24 protein-coding genes are annotated in these 26,243 nt (G+C 71.2%); 10 read left to right on the top strand and 14 right to left on the bottom strand.

Going from position 1 to position 26,243, the window contains the following annotated elements; genetic code table 11:
* Positions 1-54: 54 nt before the first annotated feature.
* Positions 55-1,509 (top strand): cytosine permease, encoded by a 1,455-nt coding sequence (locus tag ACIGEZ_RS22265; protein WP_399833656.1) that lies wholly within the window; start codon positions 55-57, stop codon positions 1,507-1,509.
* A 15-nt stretch (positions 1,510-1,524) separates the two neighbouring features.
* Here ACIGEZ_RS22265 and ACIGEZ_RS22260 read toward each other — a convergent pair whose 3' ends face one another.
* The 4 genes from ACIGEZ_RS22260 to ACIGEZ_RS22245 form a co-directional block, all read right to left on the bottom strand.
* Positions 1,525-2,616 carry a branched-chain amino acid aminotransferase gene (locus ACIGEZ_RS22260; RefSeq protein ID WP_399833654.1) on the bottom strand — a complete coding sequence of 364 codons (1,092 nt, stop codon included), beginning with the start codon at positions 2,614-2,616 and terminating at the stop codon, positions 1,525-1,527.
* A gap of 246 nt (positions 2,617-2,862) precedes the next feature.
* Positions 2,863-3,903 (bottom strand): 3-isopropylmalate dehydrogenase, encoded by a 1,041-nt coding sequence (locus ACIGEZ_RS22255; protein ID WP_399833653.1) that lies wholly within the window; start codon positions 3,901-3,903, stop codon positions 2,863-2,865.
* Between the two features lie 192 nt (positions 3,904-4,095).
* Positions 4,096-4,227, bottom strand: coding sequence for a hypothetical protein (locus ACIGEZ_RS22250; protein ID WP_399833651.1), 132 nt, complete (start codon positions 4,225-4,227; stop codon positions 4,096-4,098).
* A gap of 172 nt (positions 4,228-4,399) precedes the next feature.
* Entirely contained in the window at positions 4,400-5,308 is a 909-nt protein-coding gene (locus ACIGEZ_RS22245) for a LysR family transcriptional regulator (RefSeq protein WP_399833649.1), read from the bottom strand.
* A gap of 101 nt (positions 5,309-5,409) precedes the next feature.
* Between ACIGEZ_RS22245 and ACIGEZ_RS22240 the strand changes: the two genes are divergently transcribed.
* The 3 genes from ACIGEZ_RS22240 to ACIGEZ_RS22230 are packed head-to-tail and all read left to right on the top strand — an operon-like array spanning position 5,410 to position 7,613.
* Positions 5,410-6,522, top strand: a complete 1,113-nt coding sequence (locus tag ACIGEZ_RS22240) for a zinc-binding dehydrogenase (RefSeq protein ID WP_399833647.1) — start codon at positions 5,410-5,412, stop codon at positions 6,520-6,522.
* A gap of 36 nt (positions 6,523-6,558) precedes the next feature.
* Positions 6,559-6,900, top strand: coding sequence for a PadR family transcriptional regulator (locus ACIGEZ_RS22235; RefSeq protein WP_399833645.1), 342 nt, complete (start codon positions 6,559-6,561; stop codon positions 6,898-6,900).
* Positions 6,897-7,613, top strand: coding sequence for a hypothetical protein (locus ACIGEZ_RS22230; protein ID WP_399833643.1), 717 nt, complete (start codon positions 6,897-6,899; stop codon positions 7,611-7,613). Before ACIGEZ_RS22235 ends, ACIGEZ_RS22230 begins: the two co-directional genes overlap by 4 nt.
* Before the next feature lie 7 nt (positions 7,614-7,620).
* On the opposite strand, the gene ACIGEZ_RS22225 is transcribed toward ACIGEZ_RS22230, so the two are convergent.
* Positions 7,621-8,157, bottom strand: a complete 537-nt coding sequence (locus tag ACIGEZ_RS22225) for a GNAT family N-acetyltransferase (protein WP_399833641.1) — start codon at positions 8,155-8,157, stop codon at positions 7,621-7,623.
* 114 nt (positions 8,158-8,271) lie between these two features.
* Here ACIGEZ_RS22225 and ACIGEZ_RS22220 point away from each other — a divergent pair, with 114 nt between their 5' ends.
* Positions 8,272-9,159, top strand: coding sequence for an alpha/beta fold hydrolase (locus ACIGEZ_RS22220; protein WP_399833639.1), 888 nt, complete (start codon positions 8,272-8,274; stop codon positions 9,157-9,159).
* On the opposite strand, the gene ACIGEZ_RS22215 is transcribed toward ACIGEZ_RS22220, so the two are convergent.
* On the bottom strand, positions 9,149-9,385 hold the full coding sequence (locus ACIGEZ_RS22215) for a hypothetical protein (protein WP_399833637.1): 237 nt from the start codon (positions 9,383-9,385) through the stop codon (positions 9,149-9,151). The genes ACIGEZ_RS22220 and ACIGEZ_RS22215 overlap by 11 nt on opposite strands.
* 128 nt (positions 9,386-9,513) lie before the next feature.
* On the opposite strand from ACIGEZ_RS22215, the gene ACIGEZ_RS22210 reads away from it, so the two are divergent.
* Genes ACIGEZ_RS22210 through ACIGEZ_RS22200 form a run of 3 tightly spaced genes read left to right on the top strand, consistent with a single transcriptional unit; the run spans position 9,514 to position 11,889 of the window.
* On the top strand, positions 9,514-9,933 hold the full coding sequence (locus tag ACIGEZ_RS22210) for a hypothetical protein (RefSeq protein ID WP_399833635.1): 420 nt from the start codon (positions 9,514-9,516) through the stop codon (positions 9,931-9,933).
* A gap of 7 nt (positions 9,934-9,940) precedes the next feature.
* Complete coding sequence (locus ACIGEZ_RS22205) at positions 9,941-11,383, top strand: hypothetical protein (RefSeq protein WP_399833633.1); 1,443 nt, start codon at positions 9,941-9,943, stop codon at positions 11,381-11,383.
* Positions 11,380-11,889, top strand: coding sequence for a hypothetical protein (locus ACIGEZ_RS22200; RefSeq protein ID WP_399833631.1), 510 nt, complete (start codon positions 11,380-11,382; stop codon positions 11,887-11,889). The genes ACIGEZ_RS22205 and ACIGEZ_RS22200 overlap by 4 nt, the downstream gene beginning before the upstream one ends.
* A gap of 92 nt (positions 11,890-11,981) precedes the next feature.
* Here ACIGEZ_RS22200 and pruA read toward each other — a convergent pair whose 3' ends face one another.
* The gene (pruA, locus tag ACIGEZ_RS22195; protein ID WP_399833629.1) at positions 11,982-13,613 is read right to left on the bottom strand and encodes an L-glutamate gamma-semialdehyde dehydrogenase; all 1,632 of its coding nucleotides are present in this window, start codon (positions 13,611-13,613) and stop codon (positions 11,982-11,984) included.
* Between the two features lie 33 nt (positions 13,614-13,646).
* Positions 13,647-14,573: a proline dehydrogenase family protein gene (locus tag ACIGEZ_RS22190; protein ID WP_399833627.1), complete on the bottom strand. Its 927-nt coding sequence runs from the start codon at positions 14,571-14,573 to the stop codon at positions 13,647-13,649.
* A 193-nt stretch (positions 14,574-14,766) separates the two neighbouring features.
* Between ACIGEZ_RS22190 and ACIGEZ_RS22185 the strand changes: the two genes are divergently transcribed.
* Positions 14,767-16,002, top strand: coding sequence for a PucR family transcriptional regulator (locus ACIGEZ_RS22185; RefSeq protein WP_399833625.1), 1,236 nt, complete (start codon positions 14,767-14,769; stop codon positions 16,000-16,002).
* A 155-nt stretch (positions 16,003-16,157) separates the two neighbouring features.
* Positions 16,158-17,150, top strand: a complete 993-nt coding sequence (locus ACIGEZ_RS22180) for an NAD(P)-dependent alcohol dehydrogenase (RefSeq protein WP_399833623.1) — start codon at positions 16,158-16,160, stop codon at positions 17,148-17,150.
* On the opposite strand, the gene ACIGEZ_RS22175 is transcribed toward ACIGEZ_RS22180, so the two are convergent.
* The 6 genes from ACIGEZ_RS22175 to ACIGEZ_RS22150 form a co-directional block, all read right to left on the bottom strand.
* Positions 17,122-17,703: a TetR/AcrR family transcriptional regulator gene (locus tag ACIGEZ_RS22175; RefSeq protein WP_399833621.1), complete on the bottom strand. Its 582-nt coding sequence runs from the start codon at positions 17,701-17,703 to the stop codon at positions 17,122-17,124. The two genes, ACIGEZ_RS22180 and ACIGEZ_RS22175, sit on opposite strands and share 29 nt — an antisense overlap.
* An 89-nt stretch (positions 17,704-17,792) precedes the next feature.
* Positions 17,793-19,382, bottom strand: coding sequence for a phosphoglycerate dehydrogenase (serA, locus tag ACIGEZ_RS22170; protein WP_399833619.1), 1,590 nt, complete (start codon positions 19,380-19,382; stop codon positions 17,793-17,795).
* A gap of 235 nt (positions 19,383-19,617) precedes the next feature.
* Complete coding sequence (gene ilvC, locus ACIGEZ_RS22165) at positions 19,618-20,619, bottom strand: ketol-acid reductoisomerase (protein WP_399833616.1); 1,002 nt, start codon at positions 20,617-20,619, stop codon at positions 19,618-19,620.
* Positions 20,620-20,747: 128 nt separating this feature from the next.
* Positions 20,748-21,272: an acetolactate synthase small subunit gene (gene ilvN / locus ACIGEZ_RS22160; protein ID WP_137993189.1), complete on the bottom strand. Its 525-nt coding sequence runs from the start codon at positions 21,270-21,272 to the stop codon at positions 20,748-20,750.
* A 32-nt stretch (positions 21,273-21,304) separates the two neighbouring features.
* Entirely contained in the window at positions 21,305-23,182 is a 1,878-nt protein-coding gene (locus ACIGEZ_RS22155; protein ID WP_399833614.1) for an acetolactate synthase large subunit, read from the bottom strand.
* A 234-nt stretch (positions 23,183-23,416) separates the two neighbouring features.
* Positions 23,417-26,170: a putative bifunctional diguanylate cyclase/phosphodiesterase gene (locus tag ACIGEZ_RS22150; protein WP_399833747.1), complete on the bottom strand. Its 2,754-nt coding sequence runs from the start codon at positions 26,168-26,170 to the stop codon at positions 23,417-23,419.
* Between the last annotated feature and the right edge of the window lie 73 nt (positions 26,171-26,243).

Raw genomic sequence — 26,243 nt, 5'->3', positions numbered from 1 at the left:
TCACATTGAGCGTCACTCTAAATCTGCCCCCACGCCGTCCCCCCGGGAGTCCCCATGGCGATAGAACAGCGCGGAGTCGACACCATCCCCGAGGTCGAACGCACCAGCGGTCCTCGCGACCTCCTCTCGATCCTGCTCGGCTCCAACCTCTGCCTCGGCGTCATCGTCTTCGGCTGGCTGCCGGTCTCCTTCGGTCTGGGCCTGTGGGCCTCGGTGACCTCCGTCGTCGCCGGCACGCTCGTCGGCGTCGCCGTCACCGCCCCGCTCGCGCTCGTCTCGCTGCGCACCGCCACCAACCTCTCGACCTCCTCCGGCGCCTTCTTCGGCGTACGCGGCCGGCTGGTCGGCTCGGTGGTGGGGCTGCTGCTCTCGCTCGGGTACACCGCGCTGACCCTGTGGATCGGCGGCGACGTGATGGTCGGCACCCTGGAGCGCCTGGTCGGCCTGCCCACCGGCGGCGCCGCGCACGCCGTCGTGTACGCGCTGCTCGCCGCCGGCACGGTGGTCGCCGCGGTCTTCGGCTACCGGCTGCTGCTCAAGCTGAGCAAGGTCCTGGCGATCGGCATGACCCTGCTGCTCGTGCTCGGACTCGTCGCGTACGCGGGTGACTTCACCACCGCCGCGGTGCCGGACACCCCGTATCTGCTCGGCTCGTTCTGGCCGACCTGGCTGCTGTCCGCGGTCGCGGCCGGACTCAGCGGGCCGGTCGCCTTCATCACCCTGCTCGGCGACTACACCCGCTACATCTCGCCCGCCCGCCACAGCGCCAAGTCGGTCTGGCGCGCCACCTGTCTGGGCCTCGTCGCCGGCCTGCTGGTCCCCCAGCTCTTCGGCACGTTCACGGCCCTGGCGGCCCGCGGCGGCCTGGAATACGCCGGACCGCTCGTCGCCGCCTCGCCCGCCTGGTACCTGGTCCCGCTGCTGCTCGCGGCGACGGCCGGCTCGGTCGGCAACGCCGGTCTGATGCTCTACTCGATGGGCCTCGACCTGGACGCGATCCTGCCGAAGGCGACCCGAGCCCGGGCCACCCTCGTCGTGGCGGCGGTGGCCACCGCCTTCGTCTTCCTCGGCCACTTCGCCTCGGACGCCCAGACCGCGATGACCTCCTTCGTGCTGCTGCTCACCGCGATCGGCACCCCGTGGGCGGTCATCACCCTGATCGGACACCTCCGCTGCCGCGGCAGGTACGACGCGGAGGCGCTGCAGGTCTACAACCGGCGCTCGCGCGGCGGGATCTACTGGTTCTCCGCCGGCTGGCACCCGCGCGCCACCTTCTCCTGGGCGGTCGGCGCGGCCGTCGGTCTGTCCGCGGTGTCGACCCCGCTCTACGAGGGGCCGCTCCTCGCGCTGACCGGCGGCATCGACTGCAGCTTCGTGCTCTCGGGGATCGTGGGCGGCGCGCTGTACGCCGTACTGACGCCGGGCCGCGCCGCGGCGGTGGACACCGACACGGACCCGGACACGGAAGCGCCCGGGACGGTGACCGTCCCGGGCGCCCTGGTGGACTGAGAGTCCCGCTGGGGGCTACTTGCCCAGCTCGTGCATCCAGCCGTGGACGTCCTCGGCCTTGCCGGTCTGGATGGCGAGCAGCGCGTCGCGCAGCTTCATCGTGACCTCGCCCGGCTGACCGCCCGACTGCTGCCACTCGCCCCGCTCGGCCTTCACGGTGCCGACCGGGGTGATGACGGCGGCGGTGCCGCACGCGAAGACCTCGGTCAGCGAACCGTTACGGCTGTCCTCGTACCACTGGTCGATGGAGACCCGGCCCTCCTCGGCCTCGTAACCGAGGTCCGCGGCGAGCTTCAGGAGCGAGTCACGGGTGATGCCGGCGAGCAGCGAGCCGGTGAGCGTCGGGGTGACGATCTTGTTTCCGTACACGAAGTACAGGTTCATGCCGCCCAGTTCCTCGACCCACTTGTGCTCGACGGCGTCGAGGTAGGCGACCTGGTCGCAGCCCTTCTCCGCCGCCTCGGCCTGCGCGAGCAGGGAGGCCGCGTAGTTGCCGCCGGTCTTGGCGTCGCCCATGCCGCCGGGGACGGCGCGGACGCGGTTCTCGGAGAGCCAGATCGAGACGGGCTTCACGCCGCCGGGGAAGTACGGGCCGGCCGGCGAGGCGATGACGACGAACAGGTACTCGTTGGCCGGGCGGACGCCGAGGCCGATCTCCGTCGCGATCATGAACGGGCGCAGGTACAGCGAGGCCTCGCCGCCGTGCTCCGGGACCCACGCCTTGTCCTGCTGGACCAGCACGTCACACGCCTCGACGAAGGTCTCGACCGGCAGCTCCGGCATCGCCAGGCGGTGCGCCGACGCCTGGAAGCGGCGGGCGTTGGCATCGGGGCGGAAGGTGGCGACCGAGCCGTCGGGGCGGCGGTAGGCCTTCAGGCCCTCGAAGATCTCCTGGGCGTAGTGCAGGACGTTGGTGGCCGGGTCGAGCGAGAGCGGGCCGTACGGCACGAGCTGACCGTCGTGCCAGCCGCGGCCCTCGGTCCAGCGGATGGTGACCATGTGGTCGGTGAAGTGGCGGCCGAATCCCGGGTTGGCCAGGATCGCCTCGCGCTCCGCGTCGGACAGCGGGCTGGAGGAGGGCTTGAGCTCGATGGTGGGCGTCGTCATGAGTGCTTGTCCTTCACCGGTTGTGTGTGTCGGACCGCGCTCACGCCGCTACGCAGGTGCTGCTAGGACGTCCGAGCTTTCCCGCATGCCGCGGCCCCACGTTCGATTATCGCTCGTGGGAGCCGGTGCACGGAAACGGTGTGTACGCGGTCCAGGGTTCGATGGTGGCACCCTGCGACCGCATAGGTACAGCCGCCGGGTGCGGAGGGCGACCCGGCGGCTGTGGTGGAGAGGTTCCGCGGCGGGTCAGCTCGCTACTCGTACCGCGAGCGCGTCGCCGATTTGGGCCGTCGTGCGGACCGCGTCGCCGCGCTCCGTGAGGTCCGCCGCGACGGCGTCCTCGATACGGGCGGCCTCGGCCTCGTAACCGAGGTGGCGCAGCAGCAGGGCCACGGAGAGCACGGTGGCCGTCGGGTCGGCCTTGCCCTGGCCCGCGATGTCCGGCGCCGAGCCGTGGACCGGCTCGAACATGGACGGGAACTCGCCGCTCGGGTTGATGTTGCCGGAGGCGGCGACGCCGATGCCGCCGGAGACGGCCGCGGCGAGGTCGGTGATGATGTCGCCGAAGAGGTTGTCGGTGACGATCACGTCGAATCGGGCCGGGTCGGTGACGAGGAAGATCGTCGCGGCGTCGACGTGCAGGTAGTCCGTGGTCACCTCGGGGAACTCGGCGGCGACCTTGGCGAAGATGTTCGTCCAGAGGTGACCCGCGAAGGTGAGCACGTTGTTCTTGTGAACGAGCGTCAGCTTCTTGCGGGAGCGGGCCTGGGCGCGGGCGAAGGCGTCCCGGACCACGCGCTCGACACCGAACGCCGTGTTGACCGAGACCTCGGTGGCGACCTCGTGCTCGGTGCCCTTGCGGATGGTGCCGCCGTTGCCGGTGTACGGGCCCTCGGTGCCCTCGCGGACGACGACGAAGTCGATCGCGGGCTGGCCGGCGAGCGGGGTCGCGACGCCGGGGAGCAGCTTCGAGGGGCGCAGGTTGACGTGGTGGTCGAAGGCGAAGCGGAGCTTCAGCAGGAAACCGCGCTCCAGGACTCCGGACGGCACCGACGGGTCGCCGATCGCGCCGAGCAGGATCGCGTCGTGCTGCTTGAGCGCGTCGAGGTCGGCGTCGGTGAGGGTCTCACCGGTCGCGTGGTAGCGCGTGGCGCCGAAGTCGTACTCCTTGGTCTCCAGCTTCACATCCTGAGGAAGGACGGCCGCGAGGACCTTGAGGCCCTCGGCCACGACCTCCTGGCCGATGCCGTCGCCGGGGATGACTGCGAGATTGATGCTGTGAGACATGTCGGCACCCTACTCTTCGTCCCATCGTCTGACACGTGGCGTCCAGGATGCGGACGATCCTCCTGATCGCGCGAACCGGTCGCACGTAGGCGCGCCGTGCGGTGGCGCGCCTGCGGGCTCCGACGGGCCGGCGGGTCGGCGACCGGTCGGTGAGTCGGCGCGTCGGGGACGGGTCCGCGGGTCCGCGACCGGTCAGTGACCGGTGGAGCCGCCGTTGTCACGACGGTCGAGGGCGCGCTGGAGGGCGGCGGCGGCGTTCTTGCGGGCGTCGTCGCTGGGGCGGACGGCGGAGTGGCGGACACGACGGGAGGTCTGAGCGGCCATGAGGGATCGACTCCTTGAGATCAGCGTGATCGAAGGCGCCGGAAGGGGCGGGGAGCGCCGCCGCAGGGGTTGCCTGCTCAGGGGCGTCGCGCTCTCGACCGCCGTTCGCTCGATGGAGCGGGACGTTCGGCTTCTACAAAGCTAGGACAGAAGGCCGCATCTGTCTCCACAATTACTCGGACTTCCTACTATCTGAGACGGCACCCTCCCTGAGCTCCCGGATCAGGGCCCGTACGGCACGGGATCGTCCCAGCTCAGGGGTGGTGACGTAGCCGACCGAGCGGGTCGGCCGATCCGCTCCGAGATCGCTGATCTCCACCGAGGCCGGTGCTCCGATCAGGGAGAGTTCCGGCATCACGGCCATGCCGAATCCACTGCTCACCATCGAGAGCACCGCTCCGTCGTCCTCCGCCTCCACGGTCGCCGCCGGCAGCCACTCCTGTGCGGTCCACCACTCCCGGGTGTACGAGGTGCAGTTCTCCGCCCAGTCGACCAACGGCAGCGAGCGCGGCGCCGGATGCCCGGCCGGGTGGACCAGCGCGTACCCCTCCTCCACGAGGACGCCGCCGACCAGCTCGGGCGGCACGGGAGAGGTGGTCCCGATGGTCGCGATGCCGATGTCGGCGCGCCCGTCGAGGACTTCGCCCGCGGTGCCGCGCCCCACCTCCCGTACGATCCGCACCTCGGGCACGACCTCCGGGTGCCGGGCCGTGAGCCGCTCCAGGGCGCGGGGCAGCAGATGCAGGGCGGCACTGCGGAAGGCGGCGATCCGCAGCGGCCCCGCGACAGTCCCGCCCACGACGGCCCCGCCGGCGGCGGCGCCCCTCACCTCCGCGCCCATGACCTCCAGCAGCCGCAGCACCCGCCGGGCGTGCCCGAGAGCCACCTCCCCCGCCGCCGTGGGCACGGCCCCCTTGCGCCCCCGGTCGAACAGGACGGCCCCCAGCTTGCGCTCACTGGCGCGTACGGAGTGGGAGACGGCCGACTGCGTCATGCCGAGCGCCGTCGCGGCGGCGGAGAAGCCGCGCTCGCGCCCGACGGCGAGCAGGATGCGCAGTTCATGCGGCGCGAGGTCGGTCACGACGGCTCTCACCTCGGAGTATGAGGAACGTTCATGGATCGGGCGGATCCATCGACGCACCCTACTGCCCGGCGGCGCCGTTCCTTCCTACGGTCTGCGACATGACCAACGAGACCGTGATCACCGTCCAGCAGACCGCCCGCCCGAGCGGCTTCCCCGCCCCCGCCCAGTTCGCCTTCGTCGAGTCCCGCCTCCCCGCGCCCGGGCCCGGCACCGCCCTGGTCGAGAACCTCGTCTGGTCCGTGGACCCGTACCACCGCGAGGCGATGGACGACGACTCCCTGTGGACCCTGAACGCGCCCATGGAGGGCCGCACGCTCGGCCGGGTCCTCGACTCCCGCGACCCGGCGCTGCGCGCCGGCGACCTGGTCCTGCACCGCGCCGGCTGGCGCACCCATGCCCTGGTCACCCGGTCCGAGGTCCGCCCGGTGCCGGACCTCGGACCGGGGGTCCCGCTCACCGCGCACCTGAGCGTCCTGGGCGGCACGGGGCTCTCGGCGTACGTGGGGCTGACCCGGATCGCCCGGCTCCAGCCGGGCGAGGACCTGTTCGTGTCGGCGGCGGCCGGCGGGGTCGGCACGGCGGCCGGCCGCTTCGCCCGGCTGCTCGGGGCCGGACGCCTGGTCGGCAGCGCGGGCTCGGCCCGGAAGGTCGTCCACCTCACCGAACGGCTCGGCTTCGACGCGGCCTTCGACTACCACGACGGCCCGGTCGCCGAGCTCCTCGCCGAGGCCGCGCCGGACGGCCTGGACGCCGCCCTCGACGGCGTGGGCGGCGACCACCTGGAGGCCGCGATCGCCTCGCTGCGCGCGCACGGCCGGATCGCGTGGGTCGGCGCGGTCGCGCAGTACCACTCGCTCGCCACTCCCCCGCCCGCCCCGCGCAACCTCTTCGACCTGGTGGCGAAGAGCATCCGCCTGGAAGGCTTTCTGGTCCGCGACCACATGGACGCGCAGGAGGAGCTCTACGACTTCGCGGTGCCCCATCTGCGCAGCGGGCGGCTCCCGCTGGACACGACGGTGGTGGCGGGCTTCGAGGGGATCGTGACGGCCTTCCTGGGGATGCTGCGCGGCGAGAACACCGGGAAGATGCTGGTCGCCCGGGAAGACGTGACTGGCGCGACAGTCGTGACTGGCGCGACAGGCATGACTGGCGCGGCAGGCATGGCTGGCGCGGCAGACGTGGCAGGCATGGCAAGCGCGTCCGCTACCTAGATTGCATTCCTACCTAGGTAGTGATGGAATGCCGCCATGGCCGCAGACCGCAGATCCAGCTGGCTCAAGGGAGTCCTCGACCTGCTCGTCCTCTCCTGCCTGACCGACGGCGAGAGTTACGGGTACGAGATCGCCAAGGCACTCGCCGGGGCGGGCCTCGGCGAGATCAAGGGCGGGACGCTGTATCCCGTACTGAACCGCCTGGAGGAGGCGGGCCTCGTGGAAGCCGAGTTCCGGGCCGCCGAGCGCGGCCCCGGGCGGCGCTACTACCGGCTCACCGACGAGGGCCTGACCCATCTCGCGGCCGAGACCGAGGCCTGGACGGAGTTCCACCGGGCCGTGGGGAACAAACTGCACGCAGGGGGAAGCGCACGATGACCACGGACTCCTACTTCGCCGGACTGGGCAGCGCACTGCGCTCCGCGGGGATTCCCGAGGAGCAGATCACCCGGACCGTCGAGGAACTGCGCGGTCACCTCGCGGAGTCGGGGGCGGCGCCGGAGGAGGAGTTCGGCCCCGTCGCACAGTTCGCGGCCTCGCTCGGCGGACTCGCCCCCACCCCCGGGGAGCCGGGCTCCGAGGCGGAGCGATGGACCTGGACCGCGGACCTCTTCAACGACCGGCGGATGCTGGCCGTCCACGGCGACCAGGGCTGGGAGGTGGAGTCCCTGGACGCGCTCGGGCGCTTCGTCTGCCGCCGGTCGCCCGGAGCGGCGCTCGCCTGGGAGTACCGGCGCGAGGTGATCAGCGGCCGGCGCCGGGCCAAGGTGCTCGACGAACTGGACCCCGAGGGCTGGGAGCTGTGCGGCGAGTGGCTGGTGTACGGCTACTTCAAGCGCCCGAAGGCCGCGACCGCCGGCCCGGCGGGCGCGCTGCCCTCGGTCCCGGCGACGCCCGGGAAGTGGCTGTTCCTGAGCCGGCGGGGCAAGGCGCTGATCGGCGTCTGGCTGATCGTCGTCGTCGGCGGATACCTGGCGCTCGGGATGCCGGGGGCTGCGGCCCTGCTCGCCCTGGGCGGGGCGCTGTCGGCCGTCTGGACGTCGAAGCTGGAGACGGCGGAGAACAAGGCGGCGGCCGGCAAGGGCGACTGACGGGACGTCACATGACGTCGCCGTCACGCCAGTCGAAGACGAGCGGGTCGGCGGGGTCCGGGAGTCGCCGCCCGGCGGCCGAGCGGACGTAGGTGGAGTCCTCTTCCTCGGGAAGGCGCACGATCCCACCGGGGCTCAGCGTCTCCACGCGCCCCGCCCAGAGCCGCCAGCCCCGGCCGCGGTAGAGCGCGGCACCGTCGGGCGAGGCCGACAGCGCACCGAAGGCGTACGCACCGTCGATGACGCGCTCCAGCTCCCCCATGACCCGCCCGCCGAGCCCCTGCCGCCGCAGATCGGGCCGGACGCCGACCCCTTCGACGTACCCCACGCGGTACGAGCGGCCGCGATGCAGGACACGCCGCATGACGACGCTGCCGTGGGCGGCGACGCCCCGCTCGTCCTCCAGCCAGGCGTGGACGCCGCCGAGGGCGTGGTCCCAGTCCTCGCCCGAGAAGCCGCCCCCGAAGGCGGCGTCGAGCATCTCGCGCACGGCGCGGAGCCGGTCGGGGCCGAGTTCATGGGTGGGGGCGGTCCGAATGATCACGCCCTCCAGTCTCCCCCATCCACTCACCTAACCTGTCAATGCACCTTGACAGGTTACAGAGCGCACGATTGACTCTTCTCATAACCACTGATTCTCACTTGAGGGGTTAGAGAGATGCCCGTGCTGCCGATCCACCACCGCACCGTCACCGTCCGCGGCCACGAGATCTTCTACCGGGAGGCCGGCCCCGCCGACGCCCCGGTGCTGCTCCTGCTGCACGGCTTCCCCACCAGCTCGCACATGTTCCGCGACCTCATCCCGCGGCTCGCCGACAGATACCGCCTGATCGCCCCCGACCACCTCGGCTTCGGTCGCAGCGCGGCTCCCGACGCCGCCGCCTTCGCCTACACCTTCACCGAACTGGCCGCCCTCACCGGCGAGTTCACCGAGGCGCTCAGCCTCGACCGGTTCGCCCTCTACATCCAGGACTACGGCGCCCCCATCGGCCTGCGCCTCGCCCTCGCCCACCCCGAGCGCGTGACCGCGATCATCAGCCAGAACGGCAACGCCTACGAGGAGGGCCTCGGCGACGAGGCCTGGGCCCCCGTCCGCGCCCTGATCGCCGGGCGCACCCCGGAGACCGAGGCCCCGGTCCGCGCGATCCGCTCCCTCGACGGCATCCGCTGGCAGTACGAGACGGGCGTCCCCGCCGAGTACCGCGACCTCCTCAGCCCAGACGCCTGGCACCACGACGCCGCCCTGATGGCCCGCGAGGGCCAGGACGAGATCCAGCTGGGCCTGATGGCCGACTACGGCACCAACTTCGCCCTCTACCCCGCCTTCCAGGAGTACTTCCGCACCTCCCGCGTCCCCCTCCTCGCCGTCTGGGGCGAGGGGGACCAGGTCTTCGTCCCCGCCGGCGCCGAGGCCTTCCGCCGCGACCTCCCGGACGCGGAGATCCACCTCCTGCCCACCGGCCACTTCGCCCTGGAGACCCACGCACCGCGGATCGCCGAGCTGATCGGCGACTTCCTGAAGCGGCGGGTCCCCGTCAGGCCGTAGCGCTCTCCAGCTGACGGGCCACCCGCTCCACCCAGGCGGTGAACTCGTCCCGGGAGGGCGCCTCGCCCCCGCACAGGGCGGTCACCTGCGCGTCCGTGAGCCTCTCCGGCCCCGCGGCGGTCAGCAGCCGGTGCAGCTCCTGCATCACCGACGTCATCCGCTGCGCGTCGGGGTGGTCGATCGCGTCGACCCCGTGCCCGGGGCCGAGGGTCGTCGAACCAGGCATGGCACTACCTCCTCGCAGATCCGCCCCTCCCCAGCAGCGTAAGCCCGCCCCACGGAAACCGCTCGAACACATGCCGGATTCGCTGTGTAGGCTCGTCGATCAAGACGTCCATGACTACGGGGGTGGATATGGCGTTCGACGACGAGTGGTCGCGGATCAAGGCCGACACATCGGCCATGCGGCTCAACCAGCTTGACGGAGGCGGAGGTCCCGGGGGCGACGGCACGGGTGTGCCGCACCTGAAGACCGCGCCGGCCGAGAAGAAGGCGGCGGCCAAGGCCATCGCGGACATCCTGGAACCGGAGACCAGAACAGCCGGGGACCTCGCCGACGCGTCGACCACGACGGCCAGGTCGGAGTTCACGGGCTGGCAGACGGCGTCCGGCCTGAAGACCGTCGAGGAGACCTGGTCCGGCCAGGTGAAGATGCTGCTCGGCCGGCTCGCCGGCGAGAAGACCGCACTGAGCGGCTCCGGATTCTCCTTCCAGTCCCAGGAGTTGGCGACCCGTGACGGGTTCCGCCCGATGGCTCCCGGCCCGAAGGAGTAGGACGACCGTGCTCACGTACCACGAGGTCATGACCACGGACCTCGGCAAGCTCACCACCGCGGCCACCGCATGGGACGGCATGGCGGACAAGTTCGAGACGCTGGAGTCGACCTACGAGAAGAAGGTCCAGTCGACCACCACGAGCGGCATCTGGCTCGGCCAGGCCCAGCAGGTGGCCGCCCCGAACTTCGCCGTCACCCGCAACGAGTACGACAGCGCGCAGATCCAGGCGCGGACGGTCGCGATGCTGTTGCGCGAGGCGGCCGTCCTCTTCAGCGAGCTGAGGGGCAAGGTGAAGGACGCGGTCACCGAGGCCGTGGCGGCGGGCATGAAGGTCAGCGAGGGCGGCATCGCCTCGTACGACTTCTCCAAGGCCGACCCGCAGGAGGCCCGCGCGATCCGCCACGACCCGGACCTCCCCGAGGTGGAGCGCTCCTGGACCCGGCGGATCCAGCAGGCGGTGGACGCGTTCGACGAGGCGGACAACGGGGTCAAGCTCGCCCTCGTCGACGCGGTGACGGACACGAACTTCCAGGACGGCACCTTCGGCGGCTTCAACGGCAGCCGCCCGTACTCCTCCCTCAAGGAGGCGGCCGCGGCCGAGAACATGCCCAAGGACCGGTCCAAGGTCCCGGAGTGGTGGAGCAGGCTCGACCCGGTGACGCGGGCCATCCTCCTGGAGGAGCGCGGCGACGAACTGCGCAAGGCAGGCGTCCTCGACGTCTTCCACTACACGTGGTCCAAGCCCGACGAGGGCGCAGGCGCGTTCGACGTGGAGGACCCCACGGCACGCGACTACTGGATCCTGGCCCAGGCGAAGCTGCTGGAAGGCGGCGGCGACGCCGTCGGCCAGAACGGCGCCAGCCGCAACATGTCGCACTACCTGAGCGCCACGGGAAAGCCGCTCACCGTGGACGTGGACCGCTTCCTGCACGACGAACCGCAGCTCGGCAACTCCATCAGGACCAACCATCTGGAGCTCAACCAGCAGGCCTGGCGGCAGCAGGCACTCGAGGCCTACCAGCAGTCCGGCGGCAAGCCCGTGGCGATCCCGGTGGAGAGCCGGGCCATCGGGCAGCAGCTGAAGGAGGGCACCGAGTGGTACCACGCCATCAACGGACACCAGCAGAACGTCTCCGGCGTGGTGACCGTGACCCCGGGCGACGACGGCAAGCCCAAGGTGGCCCTCGATTACCAGGTCAACGTCTGGGACCGCTACAACTGGGACAACGGCAAGGGGATCGACCTCGGCCCCGTGCACATCCCGGACACCGACATGCAACGCCTGCACAAGACGGGCCTCGCCCAGGAGTTCGACATGCGGGGGTCCAGCTCGGTCCGCCACCAGGACCTGACCGTCCTCCCGTCCTCGACCCCGGTGCCCGACACCGACCCGGGCCGGGACGGCACCCGCAAGGACCCGGACCGCACCAGGGAGGCGAACCGATGACGTGGCCTGCCCGTTCCCGGCGGACGGTCCTCGCGGCGACCCTCGCCGCCGTGCTGCTCACCGGCTCCGGCTGCTCGTCCGGGGCGGACGAGCACCGCGGGCCGGAGTGGAAGAAGGGCGCCGGAGCGCCCGAGACGGCGGCCTACATGAAGGTCGGCGTGCCCGCGGGGGCCACCGAGGTGAAGGGAGCGGTGAAGCTCGTCCCCCAGGACGCGGTCCAGCTGCTGACCTTCGTCACCACGCCGAAGGAGGCCGAGGCTCTCGGCCGGCAGTTCGAGGGGCAGGGTCCACTGATCGTGCGGCCCGCGCAGAGCGCGCCGCCGGCGACCGACCCGGCCTTCGCCCACCTCGGGACCCCCGAACCGGAATCCCTCGCCGGTCTGCGCTGGGCCGGCGTCTGCCCGCCCTGCCTCAAGGACCAGCGACGCAAGCACATGCAGTGGATCGAGATCTACCTCCAGGAGCTGGACGCCGGCCGGACCCGGGTCTATCTGCGCGCCTGGTGAGCCGGCCGGTCCCGGCATGAGAACCGCCCCCGTCCTCAGTTGGGGGACCGAGGAGGGGGGCGGTGATCAGGGGCCTCTGCGAGGCGGGGGCGTCAGCCCATGTGCGGGTAGCCGTACTCGGTCGGCGGGACCAGCGTCTCCTTGATGGCGCGGGTCAGCGTCCAGCGCATCAGGTTCTGCGGGGCGCCGGCCTTGTCGTTGGTGCCGGAGGCACGGCCGCCACCGAAGGGCTGCTGGCCGACGACGGCGCCGGTCGACTTGTCGTTGATGTAGAAGTTGCCCGCGGCGAAGCGGAGCTTCTCCATCGCGTCGGCCGCGGCCGCCCGGTCACCGGCGATGATCGAGCCGGTCAGCGCGTACGCCGACACCGACTCCATCTGCGCCAGCATCTCCTCGTACTTGTCGTCCTCGTAGACGTGGATCGCGAGGATCGGGCCGAAGTACTCGGTCGTGAAGACCTCGTTCTCCGGGTCGGTGCACTCGATGACGGTCGGGCGGACGAAGTAGCCCTCGGAGTCGTCGTACGTGCCGCCGGCGACGATCGTGCAGGTCTCGTCGGCCTTCGCGCGGTCGATGGCGGCCTTGTTCTTGGCGAAGGAGCGGTCGTCGATGACGGCGCCGATGAAGTTCGACAGGTCGGTGACGTCACCCATCTTGATGCCGTCGACCTCGGCCGCGAACTCCTCCTTGAAGCCGTCGTTCCAGATCGAGGCCGGGACGTACGCACGCGAGGACGCGGAGCACTTCTGGCCCTGGAACTCGAAGGAGCCGCGGGTCAGCGCGGTCTTCAGGACGGCGCGGTCGGCGCTCGGGTGGGCGACGACGAAGTCCTTGCCACCGGTCTCGCCGACGATCCGCGGGTAGGAGCGGTACGACTCGATGTTGTTGCCGACCGTCTTCCACAGGTGCTGGAAGGTCTTGGTCGAGCCGGTGAAGTGGATGCCGGCCAGGTCGCGGTGGTTCAGGGCCACCTCGGAGACGGCGATGCCGTCGCCGGTCACCAGGTTGATGACGCCCTTCGGCAGGCCGGCCTCCTCCAGGAGCTCCATGAGGAGCACCGCGGAGTGGGTCTGGGTGGGGGACGGCTTCCAGACCACCACGTTGCCCATGAGGGCGGGGGCGGTGGGCAGGTTGCCCGCGATGGCCGTGAAGTTGAACGGCGTGATCGCGTAGACGAAGCCCTCGAGCGGGCGGTGGTCCAGACGGTTCCAGACGCCCGGGGAGTTGGCCGGGGGCTGCTCGGCCAGGATCTGGCGGGCGTACGCCACGTTGAAGCGCCAGAAGTCGACGAGCTCGCACGGGGTGTCGATCTCGGCCTGCTGGGCGGTCTTGGACTGGCCGAGCATGGTGGAGGCGGCCAGCGTCTCGCGCCACGGGCCGGCGAGCAGCTCGGCGGCGCGCAGGATGATCGCCGCGCGGTCGTCGAAGGACATCGCACGCCAGGCGGGGGCGGCGGCCAGGGCGGCGTCGATGGCGTCCTGGGCGTCCTGCTGGGTGGCGCCGGCGAAGGTGCCGATGACGCTCTTGTGGTTGTGCGGCTGCACGACGTCGACGCGCTCGCCGCCGCCCATGCGCTTCACACCGCCGATGGTCATCGGCAGCTCGCGCGGGTTGTCGGCCAGCTCCTTGAGCTTGGCCTCCAGACGCGCGCGCTCCGGCGAGCCGGGGGCGTAGCCGTGCACCGGCTCGTTGACGGGAGTGGGGACCTGGGTCACAGCGTCCATGAGTCTCGGAACTCCTTCTGAGGGGTGTGGGGCTCAGCCCTTGGTGAGGATGGAGCGGACGAAGAAGAGGAGGTTGGCCGGCTTCTCCGCGAGGCGGCGCATGAAGTAGCCGTACCAGTCGGTGCCGTAGGCCGTGTAGACGCGCATCCGGTGGCCCTCGGCGGCGAGACGGTTCTGCTCCTCGCTGCGGATGCCGTACAGCATCTGGAACTCGTACTCGTCCAGTTTGCGCCCTGCGCGGCGGGCGAGCTCCTGGCCGACCGAGATGAGGCGCGGGTCGTGGGACCCGATCATCGGGTAGCCCTCGCCCTCCATGAGGATCTTCATGATCCGGACGTACGCCTTGTCGATCTCCGGCTTGTCCTGGATGGCGACCGAGGCCGGCTCCTTGTAGGCGCCCTTCACGATCCGCACGCGCGAGCCGTTGGCGGCCAGGCGGCGGGCGTCGTCCTCGGTGCGGAAGAGGTACGCCTGGATGACGCAGCCGGTCTGCGGGAAGTCCTTCCGCAGCTCGTCGTGGATCGCGAACATCGAGTCGAGGGTGGTGTGGTCCTCGGCGTCCAGGGTGACGGTGGTGCCGATCCCGGCGGCGGCCGCGACGACCGGGCGGACGTTCGCGAGGGCCAGCTCGTGGCCGTTCTCCAGCGACTGTCCGAACATCGACAGCTTCACGGACATCTCGGCGCGGGCCCCCAGGCCCAGCTCCTTGAGGCGGCCGATCAGCTCCAGGTAGGCGTCGCGGGCGGCGTAGGACTGCTCGACGGTGGTGATGTCCTCACCGACGACGTCGAGGGTGACCTCCAGGCCGCGGGCGGCCAGGTCCTGCACGATCGGGACGACGTCGTCGACCGACTCGCCGGCGATGAAGCGTGCCACGACCTGCTTGGTCCCGGGGGCGACCGACACGAAACGGCGCATCTTGTCGCTGCGCGACGCGGCGAGGATCACGGGACCCAGCACGGGGCACCTCCAAAGGGGCGGGGTTGAAGGGGGCCATACCCGAACGCAAGGAACGAACCGGGAACAGCACGGATAACCACCGTGAAACCTAAGGACCGCTCCGATCGTCCGCCATCTACAGCTGTCACGCATCCGTGGTCCCGCTCTCAGACATCTGTCTGAAGGAAGCGGCGGGCGGTGCGAGAATGGCGCCGTGAAGGGCGACTATCAGGAGCTGGTGGACGAGATCTCGGCGCTGCTCGGCGCCCCCGCGACCCTGGAGAACCGGGATTTCGGGCTGATCGCCTTCGGCGCGCACGACAGCGACGACGACAGCGCGATGGACCCCGTCCGCACCCGGTCGATCCTCACCCGGAAGTCCACCCCGGCGGTCCGCGCCTGGTTCGAGGGCTTCGGCATCACCCGCGCGACCGGCCCGGTCCGTATCCCGGCCGCCCCTGACGCGGGCGTCTTCCGGGACCGGATCTGTCTGCCCGTACGCCATCGGGGTGTCGTCCTCGGCTACGTCTGGCTGCTCGACGCCGAGCCGGGGCCCTCGCACGCACAGCTCACCGCGGCCATGGAGGTCGCCACCCGGATCGGCGACCTGCTCGCCGACGAGGAACGGGCCGGCGCGGACCTCTCCCGCGAGCTGCGGGCCGCCCTGTCGGCGGAGCGCGGCTGGCAGTACGACATGGCGCTCGCCGCCCTGCGTACGGCGCTGGGCCCGGACGCCGACGGCCTGCACGCCCTGGTCTGCCTCGCCCCCTGGCCCGACGAGGAACCGCCGTCCCCGCGCACGGTCCCGGGGGCCGCGGCCCTGTGCACGGTGCCGTGGCGCTCGGCGGGCGGTGCGGGGTTCGGTGGCGGGCCGGGCTCCGCCGCGGGCGCTGTCCCGGGCCCGGCCCCTGGCCCGGACCCCGGGCTCGGTGAGGGCGGCGGCGCGGCGCGCGCGCTCGCCGCGCTCGTACGGCTCCGCTCGGCCGACAACCTCTCCCCCGCCGAAACCGCGGCCGGCCGGCTGCGCGGCACGGCGGGCCCGGCGGCCGTGGCCGGGATCGCCACGCCGCGGCGGGGCCTCGCGGACCTCGACGTGTCCTGGCGCGAGGCCGGCTCGGCGGCCCGCGCCGCGACCGCCCAGCCGCACCTGGGGCCCCTCGCGCAGTGGGCCGCCCTCGGTCCGTACCGGCTGCTCACCGCTCTCCCGCCGGCCGGGCCCGACCCGGCGGTCCGCGCCCTGCTCGCCCCGGCCCACGCCGAACTCGCCCGCACGGCCGAGGTGTTCCTCGACCACGCGGGGCAGGCGGGCCGCACGGCGACGGCCCTTGGCATCCACCGGCAGACCCTCTACTACCGGCTCTCCCGCGTCGAGCAGCTCACCGGGCTCGACCTGGACGCGGGCGAGGACCGGCTGCTGCTGCACATGGCGCTGAAGGCGGCGAGGCTGTAGCCGCTGCCCCCTTAGAGGGGACCCCCTCCGGGGTCCTCTCGGGGTCCTCTTGGGGGGTTTCTTGGGGTCCTCTGCGGGTCCTCTGGGGGGCGTCCCGGATACCGTGCGGCCCCGCCGCCCCCTACCGTCGTAGGAGGAAGAGGGGGAGAGGCACGATGAAGGCATGGGTACAGGACCGGTACGGCTCGGCTGACGTACTGGAGTTCCAGGAGATCGACACGCCGGTGCCCGGCGAGCACGAGGTGCTCGTGCGGGTGCGCGCGGCCTCGGTGAACGCGCGGGACTGGCACCTCATGCGGGGCGACCCGTATGTGGCGCGGCTGGCGCTCGGGCTGCGAAGACCGAAGGAACGGATCCGGGGGACGGACTTCGCCGGCGTCGTCACGGCGGTGGGCGGGGGTGTGACCCGGTTCCGGCCGGGCGACGAGGTCTTCGGCGAGTCCGACGGCGCCTTCGCGGAGTTCGTGTGCGCGGGACAGGACGTGGTGGAGCGAAGACCCGACGGCCTGAGCTTCGAGCAGGCGGCGGCGCTCCCGCTGGCGGGCAACACCGCCCTCATGGGGCTGCGCGATCTGGGGCGGGTGCGGCCGGGCCAGAAGGTGCTGGTCAACGGGGCTTCGGGGGGCGTGGGGACGTTCGCCGTACAGATCGCGAAGGCGCTCGGCGCCGAGGTGACCGGCGTGTGCAGCACACGGAACGTGGAGCTGGTCCGCGGGCTCGGCGCGGACCGGGTGGTCGACTACACACGGGAGGACTTCACCACCGGCCCGGTCCGCTACGACGTCGTGTTCGACCTCGTGGGGAACCGGTCCCTGGCCGACTGCCGACGAGTCCTCTCCCCCACCGGGACGCTGGTTCTGTCCGGCGGGGGCGTCTTCGAGGGCGGCAGCCTGGTCGGGCCGATGGGGCTGATCGTCCAGGGGCGGCTGTTCTCCCGGTTCGTCGGTCAGCGGCTGCTCGTGCTGACGGCGGAGCCGCGCCGGGAGAACCTGGCGACGCTGCGGGAGTTCGCCGAGGAGGGCAGGATCGCCCCGGTGGTCGAGCGGACCTATCCGCTGAGCGAGGCCGCCCAGGCCCTGCGGTACGTGGAGGGCGAGCACGCGCGTGCCAAGGTGGTCGTCAACTGTCCTCCCCCATCAGGACCTTGAGTCCGGCGGTGAGGTCGTCCGCGCTGGGCGCGGTCTCCGGGTCCACCAGCCACTGGATCATCACGCCGGTCGCGAGGGCCTGACAGAGCAGCCCGGCGACCCTGGCCTTCTCGGGGTCCTTCGCCGGGTCGATGCCCAGGAATCCCTCGGCCATCCCGAGGCGGCCCTCACGCTGGGGCTCCTTGATGGCCTCGCGCAGCTTCTCGTCGTCGTCGATGCGGGTGACCACCTCGGTCTGGAGCTTCCAGACCGGGCGGCTCGCCCCCGCCGCCGCGATGACCTGCTCCCAGACGGCGTGGAAGCGCTCGTACGGGTCGGCTGGCAGCTCCTTGCGCTCCTCGCCGGTGCCCGCCGCGCCCGCCTGGTCGCCCCACTCCTCGGTGAGGGCGAGGAATGCCTGCTGGAGCAGGGCGTCCTTGGAGCCGTAGTGGTAGCCGATGGAGGCGAGGTTGGTGCCCGAGGCGGCCACCACGTCACGGGCGGTCGTCCGGGCGTAGCCCTTCTCCAGGAGGCAGCGCTTGGCACCTTCGAGCAGATCTTCCTTGTGTCCCATGAACAGCACTGTACCCGGCCGCTAGACACCTGTATAAGACGGGTGTCTAGCGACCGGGTACGAAGAGTCGGGTGCGGCGGGAGTACGCGTCAGATCAGGTTGACGGAGCGGGCCGAGGTGGCGCCGATCTCCTCCGCGATCTCGGTCAGCACGGGCTGCGGCACGGTGTCGTCGACGGTGAGCACGACCACCGCCTCGCCACCCTCCTCCGTACGGGAGACCTGCATGCCCGCGATGTTCAGACCGGCCTCGCCGAGGATCCGGCCGACGGTGCCGACGACACCCGGGCGGTCCTCGTAGCGCAGCACCACCATGTGGTCGGCGAGCGCCAGGTCCACGTCGTAGTCGCCGACCGCGACGATCTTCTGCAGGTGCTTCGGGCCCGCCAGCGTGCCGGAGACCGAGACCTCCTGGCCGTCCGAGAGCGTGCCGCGCACGGTGACCATGTTGCGGTGGTCGGGCGACTCCGAGCTCGTCGTCAGCCGGACCTCGACACCGCGCTCCTGCGCGAACAGCGGGGCGTTGACGTACGACACGGTCTCGTCGACCACGTCCTCGAACACGCCCTTGAGCGCGGAGAGTTCGAGCACCTTCACATCGTGCTGGGTGATCTCGCCGTACACCTCGACGTCGAGACGGACCGCGACCTCGCCGGCCAGGGCCGTGAAGATCCGGCCCAGCTTCTCGGCCAGGGGCAGACCCGGCTTCACGTCCTCGGCGATGACACCGCCCTGGACGTTGACCGCGTCCGGGACCAGCTCGCCCGCGAGCGCCAGGCGCACCGAACGAGCAACCGCGATACCGGCCTTCTCCTGCGCCTCGTCGGTGGACGCGCCCAGGTGCGGGGTGCAGACGACCTCGTCGAGCTCGAAGAGCGGGGAGTCCGTGCAGGGCTCCTTCGCGTACACGTCGAGGCCCGCGCCGGCGACCCGGCCCTCCTTCAGCGCCGCGTACAGCGCCGTCTCGTCGACGATCCCGCCGCGCGCGGCGTTGACGATCCGCACCGACGGCTTGACCTTGTGCAGCGCCTCGTCACCGATGAGACCCTGGGTCTCCGGGGTCTTGGGCAGGTGGACGGTGATGAAGTCGGCGACCTCCAGGAGCTCGTCCAGGGCCAGCAGCTTCACCCCCATCTGGGCGGCGCGGGCCGGCTGCACATAGGGGTCGTACGCGACGATCTTCATGCCGAACGCGGACATGCGCTGGGCGACCAGGACGCCGATGCGGCCGAGGCCGACGACGCCGAGGGTCTTCTCGCTGAGCTCGACGCCCGTGTACTTCGAGCGCTTCCACTCGCCGTTCTTCAGCGCGGTGTTGGCCTGCGGGATGTTGCGCGCGGTGGCCACGAGCAGACCACAGGCGAGCTCGGCCGCCGTCACGATGTTGGAGGTCGGGGCGTTGACGACCATCACGCCGGCCTTGGTGGCGGCGGAGACGTCCACGTTGTCCAGGCCCACGCCGGCCCGGGCGACGACCCGGAGCTTCTTGGCCGCGGCGATGGCCTCCGCGTCGACCTTGGTCGCGGAACGGATCAGGATGGCGTCGACGTCGGCGATCGCGGGGATCAGCTCGGCGCGGTCCGCGCCGTTGCAGTGCCGGATCTCGAAGTCCGGTCCCAGCGCGTCGACGGTGGCGGGCGACAGCTCTTCAGCGATGAGTACGACAGGTTTCGAGCTCACGTGAGTCCTCACAGAGGCAGTGCGGACGGCCGTCCCGACGGCCGCAGCGGTGGAGGGGGCTTGCCGCGTGAAAGCGCACGACGCTGTGGGCCAGACGCGATGTTGTTGAGCAGTGTAGTGGTGCGTCGGCGCAGCTCATACGCCTCGTTGGAAGGATCACCCGTCCGTGGTTGGACGGCGTGTCCAACGATGTGGCACAGGGCCGGACGCGATGTCCGGCCCTGTGCCAGAAGGCTTACGCCTCCTCGTCGTTCACCCAGCTCATGAGCTTGCGCAGCTCCTTGCCGGTGGTCTCCAGGAGGTGCTTCTCGTCCTGGGTCTTGTACTCGTTGTACTTCTTCAGACCGCCGTGGTACTCGTCCATCCAGTTCTTGGCGAAGGTGCCGTCCTGGATGTCGGTGAGGACCTTCTTCATCTCGGCCTTGGTGGCGTCGGTGATGATCCGCGGGCCGGTGATGTAGTCGCCCCACTCGGCGGTCTCGGAGACGGACCAGCGCATCTTCTCCAGGCCGCCCTCGTACATGAGGTCGACGATGAGCTTCAGCTCGTGGAGGCACTCGAAGTAGGCGATCTCCGGCTGGTAACCGGCCTCGACCAGGGTCTCGAAGCCCGCCTTGACCAGCGCCGAGGCGCCACCGCACAGGACGGCCTGCTCGCCGAAGAGGTCGGTCTCCGTCTCCTCGGTGAAGGTCGTCTTGATGACGCCGGCGCGGGTGCCGCCGATGGCCTTGGCGTACGAGAGCGCCAGCGCGAAGGCGTTGCCGGTCGCGTCCTGCTCGACGGCGGCGATCGCGGGAACGCCGCGGCCCTCCTCGTACTGGCGGCGGACCAGGTGGCCCGGGCCCTTCGGGGCGACCAGGGCGACGTCCACGTTGGCCGGGGGCTTGATGAAGCCGAAGCGGACGTTGAAGCCGTGGGCGAAGAACAGCGCGTCGCCGTCCTTCAGGTTGCCCTTGATGGACTCCTCGTAGACCTGGGCCTGGATCGGGTCCGGGATCAGGATCATGATGACGTCGGCCTCGGCGGCCGCCTCGGCGGGCGTCACCACGCGCAGGCCCTGCTCCTCGGCCTTGGCCTTGGACTTGGAGCCCTCGTGCAGACCGACACGCACGTCGACACCCGAGTCACGGAGCGACAGCGCGTGGGCGTGGCCCTGGCTGCCGTAACCGATCACCGCGACCTTGCGGCCCTGGATGATGGACAGGTCGGCGTCGTCGTCGTAGAACAGCTCGGCCACTGGGAATCTCCTTGAGGTGCTGGTGTTGCGTCCCACCGTACGGCGGGGTGCGGGAGGAAGGTTTTCGGGTCTCGCCAGGCGGACCGCCGGTTGGACCGGCGGTCAGCGCCCGTTGACGTTCGGGAGTGTCACGCGCTGCGGTCGAGGGCCCGCAGCGAGCGGTCCGTGATGGACCGGGAGCCACGCCCTATGGCGATGGTGCCGGACTGCACGAGCTCCTTGATGCCGAACTGCTCCAGCATCTTCAGCATCGCGTCGAGCTTGTCACTCGAACCGGTGGCCTCGATGGTGACCGCCTCGGGCGAGACGTCCACGGTCTTGGCGCGGAACAGCTGGACGATCTCGACGATCTGGGAGCGGGTCTCGTTGTCGGCGCGGACCTTCACCAGGACGAGCTCGCGCTGGATCGCGGCGCTGGGCTCGAGTTCGACGATCTTCAGGACGTTGACCAGCTTGTTGAGCTGCTTGGTCACCTGCTCCAGGGGCAGGTCCTCGACATTGACCACGATGGTGATGCGGGAGATGTCGGGGTGCTCGGTCACGCCGACGGCGAGCGAGTCGATGTTGAAGCCGCGGCGGGAGAACAGGGCGGCGATCCGGGCGAGGATGCCGGGCGTGTTCTCGACGAGGACGGAGAGCGTGTGCTTGGACATGGTGTGGGTCTCTTCCTGTTTCGCTCTGCGCTTCAGTCGTCTTCGCCGTCGCCGAAGTCGGGGCGGACGCCCCGCGCGGCCATGACCTCGTCGTTGGAGGTGCCGGCGGCGACCATCGGCCAGACCTGGGCGTCCTCGTGGACGATGAAGTCGATCACGACCGGGCGGTCGTTGATGGCGTTGGCCTGCTCGATGACCTTGTCCAGGTCGGCCGGGTCCTCGCAGCGCAGCGCGACACAGCCCATGGCCTCGGAGAGCTTCACGAAGTCCGGGATGCGGGTGCCCTTGCGGGGCGCCGTGCTGGCGCCGACCTGGGAGCCGGTCGCCTCGTGGCCGGTCTCGTCGGCGTGCAGGACCGTGCTCGAGTAGCGCTGGTTGTAGAACAGGGTCTGCCACTGGCGGACCATGCCGAGGGCGCCGTTGTTGATGATGGCGACCTTGATCGGGATGTTGTTCAGCGCGCAGGTGACCAGTTCCTGGTTGGTCATCTGGAAGCAGCCGTCGCCGTCGATCGCCCAGACCGTACGGTCCGGCTGACCGGCCTTGGCGCCCATGGCGGCCGGGACCGCGTAGCCCATCGTTCCGGCGCCGCCGGAGTTGAGCCAGGTCGCCGGCTTCTCGTAGTCGATGAAGTGGGCGGCCCACATCTGGTGCTGGCCGACGCCGGCCGCGAAGATCGTGCCCTCGGGCGCGAGCTTTCCGATGCGCTGGATGACCTGCTGCGGCGCCAGGCTGCCGTCCTCCGGCAGGTCGTAGCCGAGCGGGTAGGTCTCGCGCCAGCGGTTGAGGTCGCTCCACCAGGCGGTGTAGTCGCCCTTGTTGCCCTCGCTGTACTCGGCCTGGACGGCCTGGACCAGGTCGGCGATGACCTCGCGGGCGTCACCGACGATCGGGACGTCGGCGGCGCGGTTCTTGCCGATCTCGGCCGGGTCGATGTCGGCGTGGACGATCTTGGCATACGGGGCGAAGCTGTCCAGCTTGCCGGTGACGCGGTCGTCGAAGCGGGCTCCGAGGGCGACGATCAGGTCGGCCTTCTGCAGCGCGGTGACGGCGGTGACCGCACCGTGCATGCCCGGCATTCCCACGTGCAGCGGGTGGCTGTCGGGGAACGCGCCCAGGGCCATCAGGGTGGTGGTGACCGGGGCGCCGGTGAGCTCCGCGAGGACCTTCAGCTCGGCGGTGGCGCCGGCCTTCAGGACGCCGCCGCCGACGTACAGGACGGGACGCTTGGCACCGGTGATCAGCTTGGCGGCCTCGCGGATCTGCTTGGCGTGCGGCTTGGTGACCGGGCGGTAGCCGGGCAGGTCCGTGGTGGGCGGCCAGCTGAAGGTGGTCTTCGCCTGGAGGGCGTCCTTGGCGATGTCGACCAGGACCGGGCCGGGGCGGCCGGTGGAGGCGATGTGGAAGGCCTCGGCGATCGTCCGCGGGATGTCCTCGGCCTTGGTGACCAGGAAGTTGTGCTTGGTGATCGGCATCGTGATGCCGCAGATGTCCGCCTCCTGGAAGGCGTCCGTACCGATCGCCTTGGAGGCGACCTGGCCGGTGATCGCGACCAGCGGGACGGAGTCCATGTGGGCGTCGGCGATCGGGGTGACCAGGTTCGTGGCACCGGGCCCCGAAGTCGCGATGCAGACGCCGACCCTGCCGGTGGCCTGCGCGTAGCCGGTGGCGGCGTGGCCAGCCCCCTGCTCGTGGCGCACCAGGATGTGGCGCACCCGCTTCGAGTCCATCATCGGGTCGTACGCGGGGAGGATCGCGCCGCCCGGAATGCCGAAGACGGTGTCGGCCCCCACTTCCTCGAGCGAGCGGATGAGGGACTGCGCACCCGTGACGTGCTCGACGGTGGTGGCGGGCTGTGCGCCGCTGCGGTTCCGCGGCTGCGGATGGTGCCCGGTGGCCTGCTCGGTCATCAGCATTCTCTTCTCGAAGCAGAGGGTTTTGGCGAGGTGTTTTGCGAGGGTTTGAGGCGACTTTGGGGGGAGCCAGTGCAACAAAAAACCCCTCGTGCCGGGAGGCAAGCGAGGGGAGCGCGTCGGGTGCGTTTCAGGCGGGCCTTCTCTTGGCCTGCCTCAGCCGACGCGCTTTCCAAGTACGAGAATTCGGGTGCGCATGGCACTGACCCTCCCCCCGGCGCACCATCACTGTCAAGTGGGTGGGACGGGCGTCTCATTATTTGAGCGGATCGGGCGACGGTTTCCGGCGCTCACCGGGACGGGTCCCGGCAGCGGGTACTCGTCGCGCACGAGGGCCCGGCGCAGCCGGTACTCGTCGAGCGCGCCGGAGAAGGCCATGCCCTGACCGTGGGTGCACCCCATGGCGCGCAGGGCGAGCACCTGCTCGGGCACGTCCACGCCGTCGGCGACGGACTGCATGCCGAGATCGCCGGCGATGCGCAGCAGCCCGCTGGTGATCTTCCGGAGTCTGGCCGATTCGACGACACCCTCGACCAGACCCCGGTCCAGCTTGAGTATGTCCACCGGAAGGCGGCGCAGGGCGTTGATCGCGGCGTGTCCGCTGCCGAATCCGTCCAGGGCGATCTTCACCCCGAGGCGGCGCAGGGCGGCGAGGCGCTGCTCCAGCTCCTCGAAGGAGACCCGGGGGTCGCGCGGGTCGCTCTCGGCCAGTTCGATGATCAGGGACCCCGACGGCAGGCCATGCCGGGTCAGCAGGGCCTCGACGGAGCCGAGCGGCATCGAGCGGTCGAGCAGCCGGCGTGCGGAGAGCCGGATGATCACCGGGGTGCGGTGACCGAGCCCGACCCGCTCGGCAGCCTGCTCGACGGCCTCTTCGAGGAGCCAGCGGCCGAGCTCGGCGATGCGCTCGGAGTCGTCCGTGACGCGCAGGAACTCGGCCGGTGTGAACAGGATTCCCTGGGCGGAGCGCCAGCGGGCCTGGGCGGCGACGGAGGAGATCCGACCGGTGGTGAGGTCCACCACCGGCTGGTGCAGCAGGGCGAACTCGCCGTCGTCGAGGGCGGTGCGCAGCCGGGCGGCCAGCTCGCTGCGGCGGACCACCTCGGCCTGCATCTGCGGGGCGTAGAGCTCGACCCGGTCCTTGCCGCCGGCCTTGGCCCGGTACATGGCGAGGTCGGCGTTGCGCAGCAGCTCCCCGGCGCTGATGCCCGGCTCGGCGAAGGCGACGCCGATGGAGGCGGCGATCCGCACCTCGTTGGCCCCCTCGACGCGGTACGGCTGGGAGAGCGTGCCGCGCAGCCGGTCGGCGATCTCGTGGACCTGGCACTCGCGGTCGGCACGGTCGCGGGTGCCGTCGCCGAGGATGAGGGCGGCGAACTCGTCGCCGCCGAGCCGGGCGGCGGTGTCCCCGGCCCGTACGGAGTCCTGGAGGCGGCGGGCGGCCTGGACGAGCAGCTGGTCGCCTGCCTGGTGGCCGAGGCGGTCGTTGACGCCCTTGAAGCCGTCCAGGTCGATGAAGAGCACGGCGGTGCCGGGGTCCGAGGAGCGGCGGCCGCTCAGTGCGGCGCGGACCCGGTCGGTGAACAGCGCCCGGTTCGGCAGGTCGGTGAGCGGGTCGTGCTCGGCGTTGTGCCGGAGCTGGGCCTGGAGGCGGACGCGTTCGGTGACGTCCCGGCTGTTGAAGATCAGGCCGCCCTGGTGGCGGTTGACGGTGGACTCGACGTTGAGCCAGTCGCCGCGGCCCGATCGGAAGCGGCACTCGATCCGGGTCGTGGGCTCCTCGGAGGGCGGTGCGGCCAGGAACCGGCGCACCTCGTGCACGACGCCGCCCAGGTCCTCGGGGTGGATGAGGGAGGCCAGTTCGGAGCCGATGAGCTCCTCGGCCTCGCGGCCGTACACACCGGTGGCGGCGGGGCTGACGTAGCGGAGGATCCCGGTGGGCGCGGCGATCATGATGACGTCGCTCGAACCCTGGACGAGGGACCTGAAGTGGTTCTCCTTCTGGGCCAGTTCGTGAGTGAGCGCGATGTTGTCGAGCAGCATGATGCCCTGCCGGACGACCAGCGCGAGCACGACCGTGCAGCCGGTGAGGACGACGACGCGGTCCACTCTGCGTCCCTCGACGACGTTGTACAGGATGCCGAGCGTGCAGACCGCGGCCGCGAGGTACGGGGTGAGGGCGGCGAGCGACCCGGCGAGGGGCCGGCTGTGCGGGTGTCGGGCGCGGGCGGGGAGCGCCCCGTCGGGGGTACGGCGCGCGCCCCAGGGCGCGTAGGCGAGCAGCAGGGAGCCGGCGAACCAGCCGGCGTCGAGCAGCTGGCCGGAGCTGTAGTGCTCGCGCAGCAGTGGCGAGGTGAACAGGGCGTCGCACAGCACCGTCAGCGCGAGGGCGGCGATGGCGGTGTTGACCGCCGAGCGGTTGACGTGGGAGCGGCGGAAGTGGAGGGCGAGCACCATGCTGACGAGCACGATGTCGAGCAGCGGGTAGGCGAGGGAGAGCGCGGCTCTGGCGACGCTCTCGCCCTCGACGCGGGCGGTGTGCGCGAGCGCGAGGCTCCAGGAGAGGGTGAGCAGGGAGCCGCCGATCAGCCAGGCGTCGAGGGCCAGGCAGACCCAGCCGGCCCGGGTCATGGGCTTCTTGGCGAGCACGAGCAGGCCGACGATGGCGGGCGGCGCGAAGAGCAGGAAGCACAGGTCGGCGATGGACGGGCTCGGCACCGGCCGCCGGAGCACGACCTCGTACCACCCCCAGACGGCGTTTCCGGCGCAGGCCATGAAGGACGAGAAGGCGAACAGCAGCCAGGCGGGGCGGAAGCTGCCGTGGCGGCCGCGGGCGTAGAGGAAGCAGGAGACGGCGGCGGCGAGCGCGGCGGCGCTCAGCCCGAAGTCGCCCATGAAGAGGGCGATTGCCTCCGAGCCCCAGCCGAGGGCGGCGCCGGTCGCGTACCCCCCGCAGACGAGGCCGAGGCCGATCTGGGCGAACACTCCGCCGGCCGCGGGTGCGGGTGGCTGGGGCCCGGCGCCGGGCCTTCGGGGACCGGGGCGCGAACCGGCCCCG

It is taken from the genome of Streptomyces sp. NPDC085481 (assembly GCF_044541845.1).
In the GTDB taxonomy this organism is placed as follows: domain Bacteria; phylum Actinomycetota; class Actinomycetes; order Streptomycetales; family Streptomycetaceae; genus Streptomyces.
The sequence above is the reverse complement of the archived record's forward strand: the minus strand, read 5'-3'. Positions and strand labels throughout refer to the sequence as shown.